Below are 14,942 nucleotides of genomic sequence, written 5' to 3'. Positions count from 1 at the left end.
TAGCAACCCGATCTCTTGGCAAGCGACCAGCGGCTCCTTTGCCCGACGAAGTCGGAACTGGCCTCGCCGAAGGCGAGACTGGCCAGGCGAAGCCTGACTGGCCTGCATAAGCAGGCTGGCTCCTTTTTTGCCTCCTGCCGCAGGCAGCCTTGCGTCCCCGGATGCTTTTCCGGGCATTGCGACCTGGCGAAGCCAGCCTTGCGTCCGCCGATGCTCTTTCGGTGCTTGCGTCTTATTTCGGCAGTGACCTGCTTTTCTCTCGTCCTCTCGTGTGCGCAGCGAACCTCTCGACAGTACTCTTTCTCGATTGATCTTTTCGGAGGGCAGGTGCTACCAACCACCAACCACGTACCACCAACAAACGAACTTATCCTTTGGATCACTTCTTATCGATCTTGAAGACCCATTGTGAATAGGTGCCAGATTCGACGATTAGTGAATGACCTACCCCGGTAGGAATCAGCAGTGAATCGCCTGCCTGGAGAATGTGTTCTTCCTCGACAATCATTTCGTCACTCCTGAACTCGCCGTCGGAGATCTCCTTGATTTCACCGTTTAGCACTCCCGTCTTCACCTTCGCAGTTCCCGAAATTACAACATACAGGTCGTGCTGATACTTGTGGGCCTCAGGCCTCCCCGAGAAGGGAGATTCTATATCCACAGCCTTCGCTGAGAATCCCTTTACTCCAGGCGCGAAGTCCGCTCCTTTTGCCGAATACTTTATCGCCTTGTCTGCCATTTTCATTCCTCCTATTCAAACAATGTATATTATCGAGAGCGATCTTATCTGCAATAGGCTGGAAAACTAAATCAACCGTTACTGTTCAAAAAGATGCGGTTAGTTTCTTTCGGAATCTCTAGATTGTTTCTTGCTCAGAAATTAATTCTACAGGCCGTCGTTCAGCAGAGTCTGAAGCTTAACAACCTGCTCGTGCTCGCCGAGCACCATAAGACTGTCTCCGGGCTTCACTATAGTCGAAGCGCTTGGATTGAACTTGCTGACTCCATCGTTTACTGTTGCAATCACTATCAAGCCGGTTTTCTGCGGGATCTTCAAAGCCTCCATTGACATCCCCTCTCTAGCGAAGGAGTCGGGTACCCTGACCTCTTCAAAGCGCAGCTGAAGCGATCCGGACTGAGAAATACTGTCGAGAAAGCCTATTATAGTCGGATTGAGCACCATCGACACCATTCTATGTGCCCCGATTTCCTGAATCGGAATTACTTTGTCGGCCCCTGCGTAGCTGAGTTTGTTTATGTTCTCACGGTGGGTAACCTTTGAGATAATCTTCATCTTCTTGTTCATTCCTCTAGCCGTAAGAACTACGAATATGTTGTCCACATCATCCGGTAGACAGGCGAGCAATCCTTGAGCGGTATCAACACCGGCATTCTTCAAAGTCTCTTCCTCGGTAGCATCTCCCGAGATATAGATGAGTTTTCCTCCCTCTCTTGTTGTAAGATCCCTGAGCCTCTCTTCGTTCTTTTCAACTACCACCACATCGTTGTTTCTCTTGGACATCTCATGGGCGATTGTAGAACCCAAATCTCCCGCCCCAATTACTATATAGTGATTTTCAAGCTTCTGAATGGTCTTCAATATCCTTCTCCTCCTGATCATCTTATTGACACGCCCTTCTACAAGAAAGGCCGTAATGTTGGAGACTGCGTACACAACTATCGTAATACTGGCCAGAATAATCAGACTCGTGAAGATCTTTCCCGACTGAGAAAGATCAGTGGGCGTGCTGTAGCCAACAGTCGAAATAGTTATCATTATCATGAAAAAAGAGTCGATCGGGTTATAGCCTTCAATTATCGAGTATCCTACGATTCCAATTACGAATACCGCCAGCAACAGAACGAGAGAGACAACAATCTGTCTTGCACCACCGGTTTCGTTATTCATCGATCCCTCCGAATCAAATAGAGTCTGAGTGAAGCCATTTCTCCGTTATGGTAAAATCTTAGCAGAAGGGGGCCACTGTGGTCGATGAAGAAATATACTCTCAAAAGTTCTGAAATTCCCGGATTTCTAAGTGAAGGACTCGATGAGGAGCAGCTGAAGGCTGTCGTCGAATCAAACGGGCGTTCATTAATAGTAGCGGGCCCTGGTTCGGGAAAGACGAGGGTCATCACATACAAAATAGCACACCTTGTATCAAGCTCTGTCAAGCCGCAAAATATCCTTCTTGTGACCTTCACACGCGCGGCCTCTAGAGAAATGATTGATCGAGCGCGGCGGGCTAGCGGATCGAATCTTCAGGGAATGCTTTCGGGCACGTTCCACCATGTCTGCAACTATTTCTTGAGAAAGTATTCCCGAGCGGCCGAGTTAAAGGAAAACTTCACGATTCTTGATAGAGAGGATGCCAAAGATCTGATAAAACACTGCAGGACTGAACTTCTCGAAGAGAGGAAGGGAATCAACAGCTCGACACTCCCCTCTGCAGGAGTATTACAGAGCATCTACTCTTATTCTGTCAATGTTCTTTCTTCCCTGAGAGAGTCGACAGTAAGAAAGAACAGGAAGTTTCTTGGCTCCTACGATGAGATTGAGGAAATCTGGAAGAGATACGTTCAAGAGAAGACTCATCAGAACTGCGTAGACTACGACGACCTCCTTCTGAAGGCTCTCAAGCTTTTTAATGAGAATCCCGCTATCTTGAAGAAGGAGTCGGAACGGTTCAGATGGGTTCTGGTCGATGAGTTTCAGGATACTAACGTTCTTCAGTTCAGGCTTGTGGAGATGCTTTCTTCAGTTCATGGCAACCTGATCGTTGTAGGAGATGACGCTCAATCTATCTACTCTTTCCGTGGCGCGAGGTTTGAGAACGTCTATGACTTTCTTGCCGCCAAGGACGCCAAGATCTTCAAGATACAAACCAATTACCGTTCCACTCCTCAAATAGTTGAGCTAATCAATACTATAGTCCCGGAAGACTCGATTGAGAAACAGCTTAGGGCCGTTCGAATGAATGGTCCGATTCCAGTCGTCGCCGAGACCTGGGACAACCTCGAAGAAGCATCGTTTGTGGCGCAAAGAATACAGGAACATATAGACGATGGGATAGACCCTGAAAGCATAGCGGTCTTGTATCGTTCTCATTATCATTCACTTGAACTCCAGATGGAGATGGACAAGAGGAAGATGAATTTCACGCTCTACTCTGGGCCGAGATTTACGGAGACTGCTCATGTGAAGGACATATTGGCGGTGCTGAAAGTAATTGAGAACCCGCTGGATCAAATCTCATGGGGAAGGTCTTTAAGACTCTTTCCAGGGGTGGGTAATGCAACCTCGCTCAGAATCATCCAGGGAATAACGGCTGCTGTGAATGACGGCCACAAGCCAGTAGATGTTGTGAGTTCTCATGTGAGCAATCGTGTTAAGCTGGATAAAATGGTCACTATCTTCGGTGACATTGGCGAGGAAGAGCCACCTTCGGAAATAATTAGGAGATTCTATACGGATTTCTACGGCGACTACCTGGACGAGAAGTTTGGAGATGCCAGAGAAAGAAGAATGGATGTGGAAAGGATGATCGAAATAGCCGGACGGTACAAATCGATCTCCGACCTTCTTGAAGACCTTGCAGTGAGCGAGAAAATCGACATCGAACGGGAGTCGGCGGAAAGGCAGCCGTCGGTCGTGCTCACCACAGTACATCAGGCAAAGGGACTGGAATGGGAAGTTGTCTTCATTCTTGCCGTCAATCCAGGTGATTTTCCCAATTCCATGGCAATAGTAGAAGGTTCATTAGGCGAAGAAGAGAGGATTTTCTATGTGGCCGTTACGAGAGCAAAGGATTATCTTTACATACTTAGGCAGAAAGGCGGCAGATCCAGACCTATGATAGGAAACAGATATGTCTTCAGAAGCGGACACGATTTTCTGGAGAAGTTGCCGAAAGACTGTTTTGAACGATGGGATGTAAGCTGGGATTTTTAGCCAAAATTAGGTTCCAATATAGAAGTAACTAGGAGGGAGAAGAAATGAACGCATTGTACTTACCACTTGTAGCAGGGATCATCTCTACAGTCTTTGCTTTCATCATGTTGAGGCGGACTCTAGGCTTTTCGCAAGGTAGTGACAGGATGAAAGAGCTTTCTAAGTATATTCAAGAAGGTGCCTCTGCATTCCTTGAAGAAGAAGCAAGAAAGATATTTCTTGTGGCGGTTATTCTGGCTGCCGTTCTAGGGATTATCTTTCAGTCGTTCAAATATCCGATAGTCCTGCTGTTCGGAGCTCTTGTTTCTGAATTGGCAGGGGTAATAGGAATGTATGCGGCAACAAGAGCTAACGCAAGGGTGGCGGCCGGAGCGGGAAGCGGACTCTCGAACGCCTTCAAGGTAGCCTTTTCAAGCGGTTCCGTAATGGGGCTTGCGGTTGCCGGTTTCTCTCTAACCGGTCTGGCGATCGTGATGCTGGTTTTCAAGAGCTCGTTCGTTTTCGAGAGCATCACAGATATCTCGAAAGCATTCGGGAGAATCTCCTATATCGACGGAGTGATGATCATAAGCTCCTATTCTCTCGGTGCTAGTCTGATAGCTCTATTCGATAGGGTCGGCGGAGGCATGTATACGAAAGCTGCCGATATGAGCGCCGATCTCGTGGGTAAGATCGAGGAACATATCGAAGAGGACGATCCCAGGAATCCAGCAACTATTGCCGACAACGTCGGTGACAACGTGGGAGATGTCGCCGGGCTAGGCGCAGACATTCTCGAGTCGTACGTGGCATCGATTGTATCTGCTATTGTGCTCGCGATCTTCATGAAGTTCGCTGATCACGGAACGATGACAGAGGCTCAATATTACGGGTTGATTATCCTTCCCGTTCTTATCGCCGGAGCAGGCGTTCTTGCCTCGCTGATCGGCGTTCTCGTTGTGGCGAACATGAAAACGAAGGATGCGCAGAAGAGCCTGAGTTTCGGGAACTTGTTTACCGGGGTTCTTGTTCTAGGATCTGTGGCGATCGTAATCGGGATTGCCGCGCCTGACTATCCATTCAAGGACAGTTTCATAATCAACCCCGAATTCGTTTCAAGGTGGAGACTGTTCTTTGCAATAGCTTCTGGACTAATCGCGGGGATAATCATCTCGAAGCTAAGTGAGTACTACACTTCCGATCAATACAAACCGACTAGAAAGCTTGCAAAGGATACTCAAAGCGGTGTTGCAATCAATATTACAGGCGGTCTTGCACTTGGAATGGGCAGTACACTCTGGCCGGTGATAACGCTAGCAATGGCAATTCTTGCTGCGTATTGGTCTGCCGGTGTTTATGGAATTGCGATGGCTGCTCTGGGAATGCTTTCCTTTGTCGGATACATTGTTTCAGTCGACTCTTACGGGCCGGTAGCTGACAACGCAGGCGGAATTGCTCAGATGGCCAATCTCGATCCGAAGGTCAGAAAGTTGACGGACAGATTGGATTCTGTCGGAAATACGACTGCTGCAATAGGCAAGGGTTTCGCCATAGGTTCTGCCGCCTTTGCCGCTCTGGCGTTGATAGTCTCTTACATATGGGGCTCAGCAGGGACTGCAAATGAGATTGTGAACAATCCCATAATCAACCTAGTAGAACCGTACACACTAATCGGGATTCTGATTGGCGGAATGCTTCCCTTCTTCTTCACTTCATTGTTGATCAAAGGGGTAGCCGATACGGCCAACCTCATGATAGTGGAGATTCGCAGACAGTTCAAAGAAATTCCGGGAATCAGAACTGGCGAAGCTGTGCCTGACTACAAGAGATGTATAGAGATAACTACAAAGGGAGCCGTTAGTAGAATGCTAACTCCCGGTGTGGTCGCGATTGCATCGCCGTTCATAATCGGGTTCCTCTTCGGCCGTTCGGCAGTTGCCGGCTTGTTGGTGGGCGGACTTGCAAGCGCGATAATGATAGCCATCTTCAGTGCCAATTCAGGTGGGGCATGGGACAATGCCAAGAAGTTTATCGAAACCGGCGAGTACGGAGGCAAAGGAACCCCAACCCATGAAGCGGCCGTTGTAGGCGACACCGTGGGAGATCCGCTCAAGGATACGGTCGGGCCCTCAATGGATATTCTAATAAAGCTCATGTCTGTTGTTTCTCTGGTCTTTGGTTCTCTCTTCCCGGTGACACCATTCTTCATGTGAATGAGAGATCTTTTGTGAACGCGGCCTCAGGGCCGCGTTTTCTTTGGAATTACTTCATTTCAAAGTATCGGCCGGCCGTGTTAGAATTCTCTCATGGAAACCAAGAAAGCTTTCAGCATAATTTCGTCGTACGGTTTTTTTCTCTTTGGATTTACGTCAATAATACTTGGCAGCGCGCTCCCGGCAATCGAGAGAAGCTTCGGAATCGATCATCAGATTGCGGGCATTTTGCTTTCACTTCCAACACTCGCCTTCATGTCGTCGGCTCTCGTTGTTAGTGCCCTTACAAATCGTTTGGGACCTTTCAAGCTTCTTGCTGTGGGTATCTTTTCGTTCACTGGAGGACTGACCGTTCTTTCGATCGGACGGTCGTTCGGGCTTCTTCTGATCGGAAGCATGGCCGTTAGCTTTGGAACGGGAGCCATGGAGACTTCGATTGGCATCGGAGTCTCCGGAATGAATTACAGGAAGCCCGGAGGAGCGCTCAACCTTATGCATTCATTATTTGCGGTTGGTTCAATTATCGCTCCATTTCTCGTCGCTGCCTTTCTTGTGGATTATAACTCATGGTGGAAGCCATTTCTGGTAGGGCTTTTTGGAGCGGTGCTTCTGGTTGCCTTTGTCCCGTTTCTCTTCAGAATCCCCTTTGCCGGAACGAGTGAAAAGGCGGCACATTTCAAGAACGAGGTCTTTTCTCAGAAGATCTTCTGGCTCATCATGGCAGGAGTCCTTCTTTATGTGGGTTACGAAATCGGATTCACTTCATGGCTGTCAAGCTTCGTTTTTGAGACCAAGGGAATAGATATGAGATATGCTAGCATCTTTCCCGCTCTTCTATGGGCAGGAATATTCATCGGGCGATTACTCGCCGGATTTTTCGTAGATAGACTTGGATACGAACTTTCACTTCTCCTGATGGTGATAATTGCTTTTGTATCATTTGGTGCGGCGTTGCTTCTTCAATCTGCCATAGCGATAGGCGCGGCAGTAGTTTTTGCGGGGTTTGGCTTTTCAGGAACCTTCCCCACACTTCAGGCTATTTTGATATCTTCCATGAAGAATGGAATAGGTTTTGCGATTGGAATGTTTACGGTTGCCGCATCGATTGGCGGCGCGACAGCAAATTTCTTTGTTGGCTTTCTCGGTCATCAGTTTGGTATGATGGCCGGAGTTATCTTCATAATGTTTCTAATCTTCCTCGAGATAGTTGTAGCGCTCCTGATAATGAGGCTTAGGGTGGTGAGAAGAAGTGCATAAGAAGGTCATAATAGTTGGTGCGGGACCTGCAGGCCTGGCAGCTTCAAGAACTCTTCTCAGAGAGGGTGTCGATTTCACCCTTTTGGACTCACACAGCTTTCCCAGGGTGAAAGGTTGCGGTGGAGGGCTTACTCCCAGAGCTCGAGAGACGATCTCACAGATATTTCCTGAATCAGAAATAGATGGTTTTGAAAGTTTCGAGCTTGCTCTTAGCAAGATTTCAGATGGAGCAGTTAAGCATCTGGTGACTCTAGTTTCAAAAAAGCCGATGTTCACGACAGTCAACAGGAAAGAACTCGATAATAAGCTGTTGGAATCAGTCACTGACAGAGGGGGAGAGTTTGTCAGCTCAAGGGTTAGAAGGGTGAACAGAAGCGGAGATGGGTTCGTGGTACGAACTGAAGATAGTGAGCTCACCGCAGACTATGTGATAGTTTCTGCAGGAGTATTCGGAGCTAAGCTCGCAGGGCTGGAGCCGCCATGTTATGCGATCGCGTCCCACGGTTACAGCTCTCCGACTGTGAGTGCTTCGGTGATATTTATTCAGGACGGATATCTCTGGAGTTTTCCGGGTGAATCTTACGATTCAGTCGGGGGAGGAAAATACCCGGACTGCAGTCATATCCCCTCTTTCGAAGAGATTAGCACATTGTTAAGGAAGTCCTTTGATGAAGAGCTAGCACTTAACGGTACCCCTGTTCCGCTTTTCAATAGTGACTTGGTCCTCAAACTCAACAATTTTGAGACCGGTCTTCTCTTTGCTGGGGACAGCGCAGGTCTCATCGATAACTGGATAGGTGCCGGGATTGACTTTGCACTTGATTCAGGAAGGCAGGCGGCCCTATCTATTGTTGAAGATGGTTACAAGGGAAAAACCGCAAACGAAAGATACCTGGAAAGGCTCTTCCCCATTGCGAGGCATCTGCAGATCGCAGACGCCTTCAGAAAGAGGTTCAACTCGAATCTTGATGAGAAACTGGAACTTCTTAAGGAAAGAACGGCCGGTAAACTGTTGATCAATTATTTGAGCGGTTATGTGAAAGGTCCGTACTGGCTCACCTTGAAGAGTCTCTTCACAGGTGGAGTCGAGAGCCGCTCAACACATAACTGAAGTCGCTCTGGACAGTATCTCTCTTATTCCGTCGTTTGCAACTTCACCCTCGATCAATCTCATCAACCTTTCTCCGTAAGAATTGGCAATTTCCATGTTGTGAGTTATCATGATTATAGTTATGTCGTACTCTCTGTTGATTCTGGCTGTCAGTTCCATTACTCTTGAGGCGCTATCTGGATCAAGCGCAGCCGTGTGCTCGTCAAGAAGCAGCAGTCTGGGCTTCGACAAAATGGCCATTACCATTGCAAGAGACTGTTTTTGCCCTCCCGAGAGCTCTCCCGCCTTGGTTTTCATCCTGTCTTCCAGTCCAAGCCCGAGATCCCTAAGAAGAGATATTGCCTCTTCTTTGACAGAACTGAACCTGAAGGGCCTGTTGCCTTTCTTCGATGCAATTATCAAATTCTCGGCTATCGTAAGAGCCGGAAATATTCCCGTATTCGGGTCCTGATTAACTCTTCCGATAAACTCCGCAAGCCTGTGAGGCTTCATGCAATTCATGGTCCTATCGTCGATTATATATAGACCCGATGTGGGCTGAACCTCTCCAAGAATCACTTTCAGAAGTGTAGACTTGCCTGCTCCGTTGGGTCCGACTATGGTGACAAATTGTCCTTCGGGGATTGTCAGACTCACGTTCTTCAAGGCAACTCTTTCGTTTTCCATCCCCTGATTGTATACGACCGTCAGATCTTTGAATTCGACCATAACCTCTTCACCTCCTGTTTCATCTTTCGTTTTCCCCCGCTCGAGGAGAGCTGACGTAATCCAATCACAGTGATAATAAAGACTGCTGTGAGTAGTTTCATGTCGCTTGCAAGAAAGCCTATTCTGTAACCGTACCTCATTGCCAGAGATAGTAGTGCCTGATAAATAACACCTCCGACGATCGGAGAAAGAAGTCCGTAGAACAACTTGACTCTCCCAAGAAGTATCTCGCCCATTATTACCGATGCCAGTCCAGTAACAACCATTCCCTGACCGATTGTGGCATCAGAGAACCCGCTGTAGAGAGCGAAAAGACCTCCGCTCAAACCTATTACACAGTTGGCAATGGTAAGCCCCGCAATGGCTAGAACATTCTGCGAGATTCCAAAGGAAACCACCCCTGAGGGATTACTGCCAAAAGCTCTCAGTGTCATTCCCGGATCCGACTTTAAAGCAACAGACAAAACTACGATCACAGCAGAAATCACAAGAATTATTAGCATCAAATCCGAACCGTCGAGATCGTTGTTGAAGATGTTCTTGGCGACAACGGTCGTTCTCGATTCTCTCTTCTCTGTATCTATATCGATCTCTTCAAACAGACTTTCCAAACCTGTGCTTCCGCTCATCTCTTCGAAACTCTGGGTTGCTCTCTCTGGAACGACTCTAGGAACAGGGAGATTTGGGCCACCCATTACCCTGAGATTTACCGAGTAAAGCATTGTCATGACTAATATTCCGGCTAGAAGAACGTTGATCTTGAGTTTTCTGTGGATGGTTCCTGTGATGCTCCCAGCAAGGGCCCCGGTGCCTGCCGCCAACGCTATCGCCAACCAGGCAGGTAGACCTGAGACTACTGCTCTTACGGCAACCGCGGCACCCAGCGCAAAGGATCCATCTGTTGTGAGATCGGGAAGATCAACTATTCTGAAAGATATGTACACTCCCAGGGCCATAAGGCCGATTATCAATCCCTGTTCCAGAATCGCCATCTTACTACCTTTCGGTCTCTACACCATCAGTTACTATGAGATTGGCAAGATCCAGAACTGATTGTGGAATCTCAACACCGATTTCATCGGCGATGTCTGTGTTGACGAAAAGAATCAGGGAATCCTGTCCAAGTATCTTTGTCTCCAGTTCTGATGGAGGAGTACCCTTAAGAATCTCGACGACAAGCTCTCCTGTGGCTCTGCCGACCTGATAGTAGTTGAATCCGAAGCCGATCAGGCCGCCGGATCTTGCGATGTCAATATCGGCCGCGACAATTGCGATTTTCTCTCTCAAAGCAACCTTAGAGATCGATTCTATGCTTGAGGCCGCAGTGTTGTCAGTGCCTATGTAGATTGCATCGACATCTTTGATCTGCGCATTGAGCGAGGCGACCATTTCAACCGTCGTGGAGCCTGTGATGTCAATAAGCTTCAATCCAAGAGCGTCACAGGCCTCTTTAGCAAATTCTCTTATCGTGACCGAATTTGCCTCTCCCGAGTTGTAAATGATTCCAACAGTTTCAACGTCGGGTAGAGTCAGTGTCAGAAGCTGCAGCTGAGTCTTCACAGGTGTCATGTCGCTTATTCCGACCACATTTCCAGGATTCTTTCCAAAGGCGGGAACAAGACTGGCACTGACCGGATCAGTAACGGCACTGAAGACTATGGGAATGGTCTTCGAAGCATTTACCAGCGCCTGTGCAGATGGGGTGGCGATACCCACCATTACTGCCACGTTTGTCGAAACGAACTGTTTAGCGATAGTAACCGCTGTCGAAACTGAGCCCTGAGCGTTCTGAAAGTCGATTACTATGTTCTCTCCGTGCTTAAAGCCGTTCTCTTCGAGTACGTCAATAACCCCATCCCTTACCGCATCGAGTGCCGGGTGTTCAACTATTGCCGTAATTCCGACCGTCTGCATGGACAAACCAAGAACTCCAACACATAATACCAAACATACAAGAACCCGCTTCATTCTACATCCCTCCTGATATAAAAAAAGAGAGGACGTTTCTCACGTCCTCTCTTTTTATTCTCTCTAGTGTATTTTAACTCAAGCACACACCGGAGGAGTCCGAAGAAAGGACGTTCCTCCTAAACCAATAAGCGTATACGTAGCTTACATATGCCGCTCGAGTCATCGCATTAACCTCCGAATATCTTGATAGAAAGTTTATACCACAAATGAATGTTACGGATCAAGAATAAAGACGAACGTTTTGTTTCTTTAGGTTCTCTCTTCTCTTGAATACGGTACTCCCAACGACGCAGGAGCCCCCACCTTTCTCTTCAGTGTGTCTGTAGAGGTGAAGAACAGAACGGCGATCGTGAGAAGATATGGAAGCATCTTTAGAAAGTCGGGTGAAACATGAGCACCGACTGCCTGCAATCTCAAGCCAAGAGCGGTGATTCCTCCGAAGAGATATGCACCGATCAACGCCTTTGCGGGATCCCAGGTGGCGAATAGCACGAGAGCAATGGCAATCCATCCTCTTCCTGCTGTCATGTTCTCGATCCACATGGAGTTGTAAGCGAGCGAAAGGTAAGCTCCCCCGATAGCCGTAATGGAACCTCCCAGTATCGTGTAGAAGTATCTCACCGCAAAGACGTTTATACCTTTCGCGTCTGCGGCATCGGGAGATTCGCCCACTGCTCGAAGCGTAAGCCCCGGACGAGTCTTGTATATGAACAGCCACATGAGAGGAACCAGAATGAAGCTTATGTAGACCAGCAGATCATGACTGAACAGGATCTGACCAATATATGGAATCTCGGAGAGAACGGGAATCTTTATCGGTTCAAAACGCTTGGCGATTACACCAATGTAATCCTTTCCCCAGAGGCCGCTGAGGCCTGTGCCGAGCATTGTGATAGCAAGTCCGCTGACGATTTGATTCACTCTGAGAGTCACTGTGAAGAAGGCGTGGACCAGACCAAGAATAGCCCCTGCGAGCATCGCAACAAGAATTGCCGCGAGAAGGCTCGACGTCTGGTAAGAAGCGACAAAGCCTCCGATTGCCCCAATTAGCATAAATCCTTCGAGCCCGAGATTCATGACGCCCGACCTCTCCGTGAATATCGTGCCGAGGACCGCAAAAAGCAGAGGAGTTCCCGCCCTAACTGTAGCGCTGAGTGTCGAGAGAATGAAAGACTCGATGTTATTCATTCGTGACAGCCTCCTCTCTCGATACCCTCAATCTATATCTGGCAATTGCCTCTCCTCCGAGAAGGCTGAAAAGAACCAGCCCCTGAAATACCGATATCAGAGCCATGGGCAGCTTGTAGAACATCTGAAGCTGATCATTTCCCACGAGCAAGCCTCCGAAGAGAAATGCGACAAGGAGAATTGCAATTGGGTTCAACTTCGCAAGCCAGGCTACGATGATTGCAGTGTAGCCGTATCCGGGGGAGAAGCCGTGTTGCAGTCTGTGCTGAACTCCCATCATCTGTACGGCTCCTCCCAACCCCGCTATTGCTCCGCTGACAACGAGCGCAATAATCGTGTACTTTATTATGCTGATTCCCGAGTACCTGGCGGCCTGAGCATTGTCTCCGACGATTTTCGAATTCATTCCCCATCTTGTTCGCTTGTAGACGTAGTAAAGGACAATCGCAAGGGCAACTGCTACAAAGAAACCTACGTGGAACTCGCCTTTAAAAAGAGTCGCCAACCTTGCTTGATTCGGGAACGGTGCCGTTCCGGGGAAGCCGTAGCCCTTGGGGTCTTTCCACGGTCCGTAGACAAGATAATCTACCCAGAATATTGCGACATAGTTGAGCATGAGAGTAACCACTATCTCGTCTGTCTTCGCAAAAGCCTTCATTAGTGCGGGGATCAAGGCCCAAATGCCACCCGCTGCTGCTCCGAGAAGTGAAATGAGGAGAATCATAAGCACCGGTGAAGTGACATCTTTGAATAAGTAAAGAGCTCCCCAGGTAGCGGCCAATGCTCCCATATAGAGCTGGCCTTCACCTCCGATGTTCCATATCTTCATTCTATAAGCAAATGATAGACCCAATCCAACAAAGGCGAGCGGTACCATTCTCATCAGCGTGCTGAAGATTCCATACTTGTTGGCGAATGGCCAAGTGAGCATCTCTTTATATGCTTCAAACGTTTCGCGGAACGCAAGGAAGAGATTGCCCTGCCGTCCATAGAAAAATACCAGCAAGATTATGCCCATAAGAACTAGAGCGATCGCTACCGAAAGAATGGGAACAAGGATCGAGGAGTATTTGGGAACTGCCAGTCTTTTCTCGATTTTTATTCTCATGCTATCTCCCCCTGCTTTGATCCGGCCATCATGAAACCGATCTCCTCTGTAAATTTCGGATCAGGAGGCGTGTATCCCATTATTTCTCCCTCATAAATCACTGCAACTCTGTCTGAAAGCCTGAATATCTCGTATAGTTCGCCGGCCAGTAGTAGAACGGCCGCTCCGCGTTCTTTGTGCGCAAGGAGAGTCCTGTAGACAAACTCCATGGCTCCTATGTCCAAGCCTCTCGTGGGGTGCTCCGCTATGATAAGGCATGGTTTAGTGGAGAGTTCCCTGGCAAGGACTAGTTTCTGCAGGTTTCCGCCTGAAAGAAATCTTGAGGGTGTCTTCGTCGAAGGGGTGGATATTGAATAGCTGCCAATCAATTCTTCCGTAGCCTTCTGCATTGCACGAATATTAACGTTGAAGGGCGACTGAGGAATATAATTTGAGTAAGCGTTCTTCATGAACATATTTTCGGTTATTGACAACGAAGGACAAGTTGCAAGGGCTCTTCTATCCTGGGGTATGAATGCCACACCTTCTTCTATCCTCTGAGCGACATTGGTAGCTCCGAGCTTCTTGTCGTTCAAGCGAACGACTCCGTGGATTGGTTTCCTGAGGCCATATATTGCTTCAGCCAGCTCTCTCTGACCATTTCCGGCAACACCCGCGATTCCCAGTATTTCACCGGATCGAATGCTTAAGCTCAGGTCTCTCACAGCTTCCAAATTCTTGTCGTTCTTGACCGTCAACTTTTCAATCTCGAGTACTGTCTTTCCGGGTACGGTTTTGGGCTTGTCGAAATCAAGAAGTACATCTCTGCCTACCATCATTCTTACGAGAGATCTTCTGTCAATTGAACTTCTCTCCTCAGTTCCAACAAACCTGCCGCCTCTCAGTACCGTAACCCTGTCGCTGATCTGGAGCACCTCGTCCAGTTTGTGACTTATGAAGATTACTGAAGAGCCTTCACTCACAAGCTTTCTTATTGCTTTGAACAGGATTTCAGTCTCATGAGGAGTGAGGACGGCCGTTGGCTCGTCAAGAATGATGACTTTCGCGCCGGTATAAAGCAGCTTCAGAATTTCGATTCGCTGCTTTTCCCCGACAGAAAGAGTCCAGACTCGAGCCCTGGGATTAACTGGGAGATCATAGCTTTCTCCGAGTTTCTTTATACTTGATTCAACTGTTTTGGTCTTTACGAAGAAGCCCATCTCTTTGAGACCGAGCACAACATTCTCGGCCACGGTGAACGAGGGTACGACCGTGAAATGCTGCTGAACCATTCCAATTCCATACTTCAGCGCGTTGTGAGGAGAAGATATGGAGATTCTCTGGCCGTCCATGAGAATCTCTCCCATGTCAGGCTTATATATGCCGAAGAGAATGTTCATAAGCGTCGTCTTCCCAGCCCCGTTTTCTCCCAACAGAGCATGGACTTCACCTTTACGAAGATCGAGCGAGATACTG

12 protein-coding genes are annotated in these 14,942 nt (G+C 48.2%); 4 read left to right on the top strand and 8 right to left on the bottom strand.

The window, feature by feature from the left end:
• Nucleotides 1-379 precede the first annotated feature (379 nt).
• On the bottom strand, nucleotides 380-739 hold the full coding sequence (locus tag ENN47_08645; protein ID HDP78234.1) for a hypothetical protein: 360 nt from the start codon (nucleotides 737-739) through the stop codon (nucleotides 380-382).
• Nucleotides 740-886: 147 nt separating this feature from the next.
• Nucleotides 887-1,909 carry a potassium channel protein gene (locus ENN47_08640; GenBank protein ID HDP78233.1) on the bottom strand — a complete coding sequence of 341 codons (1,023 nt, stop codon included), beginning with the start codon at nucleotides 1,907-1,909 and terminating at the stop codon, nucleotides 887-889.
• A gap of 84 nt (nucleotides 1,910-1,993) precedes the next feature.
• On the opposite strand from ENN47_08640, the gene ENN47_08635 reads away from it, so the two are divergent.
• The 4 genes from ENN47_08635 (at nucleotide 1,994) to ENN47_08620 (ending at nucleotide 8,512) form a co-directional block, all read left to right on the top strand.
• Entirely contained in the window at nucleotides 1,994-3,952 is a 1,959-nt protein-coding gene (locus tag ENN47_08635; GenBank protein HDP78232.1) for an ATP-dependent helicase, read from the top strand.
• 44 nt (nucleotides 3,953-3,996) lie between these two features.
• A complete protein-coding gene (locus ENN47_08630) occupies nucleotides 3,997-6,144 on the top strand; it encodes a sodium-translocating pyrophosphatase (protein HDP78231.1) in 2,148 nt (715 codons plus the stop codon).
• Between the two features lie 93 nt (nucleotides 6,145-6,237).
• Nucleotides 6,238-7,401 (top strand): MFS transporter, encoded by a 1,164-nt coding sequence (locus ENN47_08625; protein ID HDP78230.1) that lies wholly within the window; start codon nucleotides 6,238-6,240, stop codon nucleotides 7,399-7,401.
• The gene (locus ENN47_08620) at nucleotides 7,394-8,512 is read left to right on the top strand and encodes an NAD(P)/FAD-dependent oxidoreductase (GenBank protein ID HDP78229.1); all 1,119 of its coding nucleotides are present in this window, start codon (nucleotides 7,394-7,396) and stop codon (nucleotides 8,510-8,512) included. The genes ENN47_08625 and ENN47_08620 overlap by 8 nt, the downstream gene beginning before the upstream one ends.
• Here the strand turns inward: ENN47_08620 and ENN47_08615 are convergent.
• The 6 genes from ENN47_08615 to ENN47_08590 all read right to left on the bottom strand — a co-directional run.
• Entirely contained in the window at nucleotides 8,498-9,220 is a 723-nt protein-coding gene (locus tag ENN47_08615; GenBank protein HDP78228.1) for an ATP-binding cassette domain-containing protein, read from the bottom strand. The two genes, ENN47_08620 and ENN47_08615, sit on opposite strands and share 15 nt — an antisense overlap.
• On the bottom strand, nucleotides 9,199-10,212 hold the full coding sequence (locus ENN47_08610) for an Inner-membrane translocator (protein ID HDP78227.1): 1,014 nt from the start codon (nucleotides 10,210-10,212) through the stop codon (nucleotides 9,199-9,201). The genes ENN47_08615 and ENN47_08610 overlap by 22 nt, the downstream gene beginning before the upstream one ends.
• Nucleotides 10,213-10,216: 4 nt before the next feature.
• Entirely contained in the window at nucleotides 10,217-11,188 is a 972-nt protein-coding gene (locus tag ENN47_08605; GenBank protein HDP78226.1) for an ABC transporter substrate-binding protein, read from the bottom strand.
• Nucleotides 11,189-11,440: 252 nt separating this feature from the next.
• Nucleotides 11,441-12,379, bottom strand: coding sequence for an ABC transporter permease (locus ENN47_08600; GenBank protein HDP78225.1), 939 nt, complete (start codon nucleotides 12,377-12,379; stop codon nucleotides 11,441-11,443).
• The gene (locus ENN47_08595) at nucleotides 12,372-13,487 is read right to left on the bottom strand and encodes an ABC transporter permease (GenBank protein HDP78224.1); all 1,116 of its coding nucleotides are present in this window, start codon (nucleotides 13,485-13,487) and stop codon (nucleotides 12,372-12,374) included. Before ENN47_08595 ends, ENN47_08600 begins: the two co-directional genes overlap by 8 nt.
• The coding region (locus ENN47_08590) for an ABC transporter ATP-binding protein (protein HDP78223.1) at nucleotides 13,484-14,942 on the bottom strand (1,459 nt) is incomplete at its 5' end. The genes ENN47_08595 and ENN47_08590, both read right to left, overlap by 4 nt.

Source organism: Mesotoga infera, from assembly GCA_011045915.1.
GTDB lineage: Bacteria > Thermotogota > Thermotogae > Petrotogales > Kosmotogaceae > Mesotoga > Mesotoga infera_D.
The sequence above is the reverse complement of the archived record's forward strand: the minus strand, read 5'-3'. Positions and strand labels throughout refer to the sequence as shown.

Excerpts from the sequence above, each read along its gene's own strand:
- ENN47_08645 (HDP78234.1), bottom strand. The coding sequence starts at position 739 with ATGGCAGACAAGGCGATAAAGTATTCGGCAAAAGGAGCGGACTTCGCG.
- ENN47_08640 (HDP78233.1), bottom strand. The coding sequence starts at position 1,909 with ATGAATAACGAAACCGGTGGTGCAAGACAGATTGTTGTCTCTCTCGTT.
- ENN47_08635 (HDP78232.1), top strand. The coding sequence starts at position 1,994 with ATGAAGAAATATACTCTCAAAAGTTCTGAAATTCCCGGATTTCTAAGT.
- ENN47_08630 (HDP78231.1), top strand. The coding sequence starts at position 3,997 with ATGAACGCATTGTACTTACCACTTGTAGCAGGGATCATCTCTACAGTC.
- ENN47_08625 (HDP78230.1), top strand. The coding sequence starts at position 6,238 with ATGGAAACCAAGAAAGCTTTCAGCATAATTTCGTCGTACGGTTTTTTT.
- ENN47_08615 (HDP78228.1), bottom strand. The coding sequence starts at position 9,220 with ATGGTCGAATTCAAAGATCTGACGGTCGTATACAATCAGGGGATGGAA.
- ENN47_08610 (HDP78227.1), bottom strand. The coding sequence starts at position 10,212 with ATGGCGATTCTGGAACAGGGATTGATAATCGGCCTTATGGCCCTGGGA.
- ENN47_08605 (HDP78226.1), bottom strand. The coding sequence starts at position 11,188 with ATGAAGCGGGTTCTTGTATGTTTGGTATTATGTGTTGGAGTTCTTGGT.
- ENN47_08600 (HDP78225.1), bottom strand. The coding sequence starts at position 12,379 with ATGAATAACATCGAGTCTTTCATTCTCTCGACACTCAGCGCTACAGTT.
- ENN47_08595 (HDP78224.1), bottom strand. The coding sequence starts at position 13,487 with ATGAGAATAAAAATCGAGAAAAGACTGGCAGTTCCCAAATACTCCTCG.